This window comes from uncultured Holdemanella sp., assembly GCF_934772795.1.
In the GTDB taxonomy this organism is placed as follows: domain Bacteria; phylum Bacillota_I; class Bacilli_A; order Erysipelotrichales; family Erysipelotrichaceae; genus Holdemanella.
On sequence record NZ_CAKVMR010000098.1, the window covers coordinates 1 to 5,032 of the forward strand.

Below are 5,032 nucleotides of genomic sequence, written 5' to 3' on the forward strand. Positions count from 1 at the left end.
GTAGAGCCGTATACGAGACCCGTACGTACGGTTCAACGGGAGGGGCGATAATTTTATTTTATCCCTCTACCCTATTTACCCAAACAGAACTTAGAGAATAAAGTATCTAATAAGTCTTCTCTATGCACTTCACCTAAGATTTCTTTTAAGTGATCATGTGCAGCTTGAATATCAATCTCAATTAAGTCAGGCTCTACCATCATATCCATAGCTTCCTTGGCACGCAACATGTCTTCTTTGGCTTGATTCAATAAACCAATTTGACGCTCATTTGAAAGTAGTGGATCTTCCTTTAATAAATCTTCTTGATATAAGTTTTCTAAGGCATCAATCAATGGTTGAATGTCTTTGTTGGCAGCCGAAATCCAAATGCCATCCTTATCAGCTTCAGTTTTATCTAACTTATTATAGATAATTAAACGCATCTTATCTTTTGTCAGTTCTAATAATTGTTTATCTTCTTCATCCAACTCTTTAGATCCATCAAAGACTAAAAGAACCAACTTGGCATCTTTTAATTTTTCTTGACTCTTCTCAATACCAATCTGTTCAATCTTATCACTGGATTCACGAATACCAGCAGTATCAATTAAATTCAATTGAACACTGCCAATATGAATTTGACCCTCCACCAAGTCTCTTGTCGTACCCGCAATATCTGTAACGATGGCTTTATCTTCTTCAAGAAGTGCATTTAATAAGCTAGATTTACCAACATTTGGCTTACCTACAATAATGGTATCAATCCCTTTTTTTAACATTTGACCCGTTTGTACACGAGCAAGAATACGATCAATCTTGGTTAACCATTCGTTAGTTTTTGGAAGTAAATCATTCGTCGTTAATTGTTCAACATCTTCATATTCAGGATAATCAATATTTACTTCGATCTGCGCAATAATATCCATTAAATCATCAATCAAAGGCTGTAGTAGTTTTTTTACACTTCCTTTAATTCCATGAATGGCCATACTAGCTGCCGTATTATTACTTGCCTCAATCATATCTTGAACGGCTTCAGCCTGCGATAAATCAATTCTTCCATGATAGAAGGCGCGTTGCGTAAATTCTCCTGGTTTGGCAAGATCGGCTCCAGCACTTAATACCATTGATAAGATTTTACGAGTAATAAAAGTTCCACCATGACAATTGATTTCGACAATGTCTTCGCGTGTATATGTTTTTGGAGCTCTAAAGATCGAAATTAAAACTTCATCAACAGGATTTTTGTCTGCATCTATAATAAAACCATAATGAATTGTATGACTTTTCGCATCCATGATATTACGGTCAAAGATTTTTTGAGTGATTTCAATAGCCTTGTCACCACTTAAACGAATGATGGAAATGGCACCATCCTGCAAAGATGTGGAGATGGCCGCAATTGTATTTTCAAACATTGTTAAACATCCTTTCTTTCTTAGTGTATTTTATCATAAAAGATGTATAATGTCTTAGACAGAGGTGCAAACATGAAAGAATATACAAAAAATCAAGTACACGAAGTAGCGTGTGCATTTAATGAACATAAAATTATTGCTCTTCCTACAGATACAGTATATGGAGTAGGTGTTAAGTATGGAAATTTAGACGATTTAGAACGATTAAAACGCGCAAAACATCGTCCGGAAACAAAGCCAATTCCTATGATGGTTTCAAATGTGGAACAAATGAAGCAAGTTGCGTTAGTGGATGAAAGAATTGAAAAGATTGCCAATCAGTTTTTACCGGGCGCATTAACTTTAGTTGTCAAAGTGAAGGAGAGTGTAGATCCAGCATACACAAATGGCTTGAGTACGATTGCGATTCGTATTCCCGATGAAAAATTTATTTTAGATGTGATTGATGAATTGAATTGTCCAATCTTAGTCACAAGTGCCAATCAGTCTGGAGAAAAAACAGCACTCACAAGTGATGATGTGTATGAACAATTGCCAAAAATAGATGGTATCGTACTTGGAACGTGCAAAGCTTTACAGGCGAGTACAATTGTAGATTGTACAAAAGAAAATCTACAAATTCTACGACCAGGACCTATCTCTTTAGAAGAATTAGAATCCGTATTATAGAAAAAACACCCAGAACCCATGTTGTAGGGCATAGGTCAGGGTGCATACGAACACATCTAGAAGTAGTATGCTTCTAGCAGTTAACTTAGTATGTTACTCTGAATTGGGTAAGGTTCAATATTTTGGATTTAAATTTAAACATATTTGAAATGATGTCGATTTTATTTGGCATCCTTTTTTTCTTGGTTTCAAAAAGTGTCAGACTGTTAAATGATTCGTGTTTCTTTTTGGAAATTTTTTTCTAAATCAAATTATAGTTTGATAATTCGATGACTTAACATTATTGTAAGCGTATACAGAATAATGGAGGAATTAAAATGAACAAACCAAGTCAAAGAGTCAAGGACATCTTGGCTAAAATGAGTTTAGAAGAGAAGGCCATTCAATTATCATGTATCATGCCAAGTATGGCACTGAATCGAGGTGTATTCTCAAAAGAAAAAGCTGAAGAATCTATGCCACAAGGTGTAGGTCGTATGACACAATTCGCGACAGGATTTGTGGGTGGCGCAAAACAAGCGGCACAAGGCTATAATGAAATTCAAAAATATGTGATTGAAAAAACAGGTTTACCATGTATTATTCAAAATGAATCCAGTTCAGGGCTAGTGGCAGCAGATGCCACAATTTTCCCAGTACCAATCGCTTTAGCCGGTACTTTTGAACCAGAATTATCGTATAAGATGGGAAAAGTTTTATCGGATGAAGGAAAGGCCATTGGAGCTCACTTTATGATGAGCCCAGTAGCGGATATCAGTCGTGATTCAAGATGGGGTCGTGTCGATGAAACATTTGGAGAGGATCCATTAGTGGCTGCTCGTTTCACAAGTGAAGAAGTGCATGGAATTCAAGGAGATGACTTCACAAAACGCTGTGGTGCTTTGGCAAAACACTGGGTTGGCTATGGAGCTAGCGAAGGTGGAGTCAATTGTGCAACCATCAACATCGGTGAGAAAGATTTATTTGAAGTCTATGCCACACCATTTGCGGCAGCCATTAAAGAACATGATATGCAAAGTATTATGGTTACATATTCAGATATTGACGGATTACCTATGTCTGTTAATCCAAAATGGACACAAGATGTATTACGCGATAAATTAGGCTTTAATGGAATTGCCGTATGTGACGGACACTCTATCCCTCGTGTCATCCAGACGCAAGGCATGTATGAAGATCGTGCAGAACTTGCAGGAGCGGCATTAAAGGCAGGAATCGATTCAGATACAATGACAACAACGGTGTATAACCATATTGTAGAGGGTGTAAAAAAAGGTGTTGTCGATGTGAAAGATTTAGATGCCTGTGTATTAAGAACGCTACAAATGCGCGAAGAGATGGGACTATTGGATGATCCATATATTGATTCAGAAAAAGCGCAAGCTGTATTTGATGATCCAAATGCGGATGCATTATCGGAAGAGATTGCGACAAAATCCGTTACATTATTAAAGAACAATGGAGTTTTACCTTTAGATAAAAATGTAAAGAAAGTAGCTGTAGTCGGACCATTTGCGACAAGATTATCTTGTTTATTTGGAGGCTATGCCTATCCAGCTATGATGGGCTCTTTCTTACAGATGGTCGTAGATCCAGAAGTCGCAACAAAAATGGAAGGTTTTGCCGAATTTGCGAAACAAATGTTTGACATTGATGCCATGAAGGCAAAAATGTTTAAAGATCCTTCTTTGTCTTTTGATGAAAACTTTGATAATTACTTAAGAGAAACACTCCATGTGACAAGTTTATCTGAAGCTATTCAAAATGAGCTAAATGATGTTGAAGTTGTAAGTTATGGAAAATCGATGAATACAGACGATTGGCAACAACGTATTGATGAAGCTTTAAAAGTATGCGAAGAAGCCGATGTAGTCATCTTAGGAGTTGGTGAAGTAACGGGACAAGGAAAAGATGCGACAAGCGGAGAAGGTATCAACCATCCAGATTTAACATTGCCTTTCCATCAAGAAGAATTAGTCAAAGCTGTATCTAGTTTAGGTAAGAAAACAATTATGGTATTGTTCAATGGTCGTGCTTTAGCTTTGGGTGATGTAGAACCTTGTGTAGATGCGATTGTAGAAGGCTGGTATCCAGGTCCAGCAGGCGCAAGACCTGTAGCACGTGTATTAAGTGGTGATGTGAATCCAGGTGGACGTTTACCAATCACATTCCCAAAAATTTCTGCACAATGTCCAATTTATTATGGCACAAAAACAGGTAGTGGATATCTATCTTTCACAAAGGGCATGCCACAAAAAGAAGCCAGTGTCATGCAGCCGCTATATCCATTTGGTTATGGCTTAAGCTATTCTTCATTTAGTATTTCAAATCTTACTCATGATGTATCCGTAAAAACAGGTGATAGCTTTAAAGTGAGTGTGGACGTAGAAAATACAGGTGCAGTGTATGGTGAAGAAACTGTACAAGTCTATTTCCATTCTTTACAACCAACTATCAATCGTCCAGTGATGGAACTTAGAGGATTTAAAAAGGTGGCATTAGAACCAGGACAAAAGAAGACACTCGAATTTACATTTGATACACGTCAATTTGGTTATTATAATGCTCACAATGAATTTGTGATTGAACCAAGACCTCAAGCTATTTTTGTAGGACATAACGCTAGTCAAATCAGTGAATATGGAAGAATTGAATTTACAGGGGAAGTAAAAGAAAACTTACATGATCGTGTATTTGATTTTAAAGTCGAAGAAAAATAAGAATGGACCCAGAACAAGAAATGGCTTGCCCTCTGCTTTACAATAATAGTTGTTGATGTATTATTGAGAAGAAAGAGGCAAATCGGTATTTGTGAGTTTTTTGAATTCAACACAAAATCCTCTTTGTGTTGTTCAATTTTCCTCCCGTTGATAATATCATAGAGTTATCAAATAAAGGAGGCAATGAGCCATGAATACAGATAAAATTTATGCAGAACAGCTCGCTAACGAGTATGCACCAAA

The 5,032-nt window shown here is 36.9% G+C and carries 3 protein-coding genes; 2 read left to right on the forward strand and 1 reads right to left on the reverse strand.

Annotated elements, in window-relative coordinates:
- Window positions 1-71: 71 nt before the first annotated feature.
- The gene (gene mnmE, locus Q0F04_RS11365) at window positions 72-1,400 is read right to left on the reverse strand and encodes a tRNA uridine-5-carboxymethylaminomethyl(34) synthesis GTPase MnmE (RefSeq protein ID WP_295753380.1); all 1,329 of its coding nucleotides are present in this window, start codon (window positions 1,398-1,400) and stop codon (window positions 72-74) included.
- Window positions 1,401-1,472: 72 nt separating this feature from the next.
- On the opposite strand from mnmE, the gene Q0F04_RS11370 reads away from it, so the two are divergent.
- A complete protein-coding gene (locus Q0F04_RS11370; RefSeq protein ID WP_295753382.1) occupies window positions 1,473-2,069 on the forward strand; it encodes an L-threonylcarbamoyladenylate synthase in 597 nt (198 codons plus the stop codon).
- 317 nt (window positions 2,070-2,386) lie between these two features.
- Complete coding sequence (locus Q0F04_RS11375) at window positions 2,387-4,789, forward strand: glycoside hydrolase family 3 N-terminal domain-containing protein (protein WP_295753384.1); 2,403 nt, start codon at window positions 2,387-2,389, stop codon at window positions 4,787-4,789.
- Window positions 4,790-5,032 lie beyond the last annotated feature (243 nt).

What these genes read in the sequence shown, in the direction of transcription:
- mnmE (WP_295753380.1), bottom strand. Translation starts at nt 1,400, where the DNA reads ATGTTTGAAAATACAATTGCGGCCATCTCCACATCTTTGCAGGATGGT.
- Q0F04_RS11370 (WP_295753382.1), top strand. Translation starts at nt 1,473, where the DNA reads ATGAAAGAATATACAAAAAATCAAGTACACGAAGTAGCGTGTGCATTT.
- Q0F04_RS11375 (WP_295753384.1), top strand. Translation starts at nt 2,387, where the DNA reads ATGAACAAACCAAGTCAAAGAGTCAAGGACATCTTGGCTAAAATGAGT.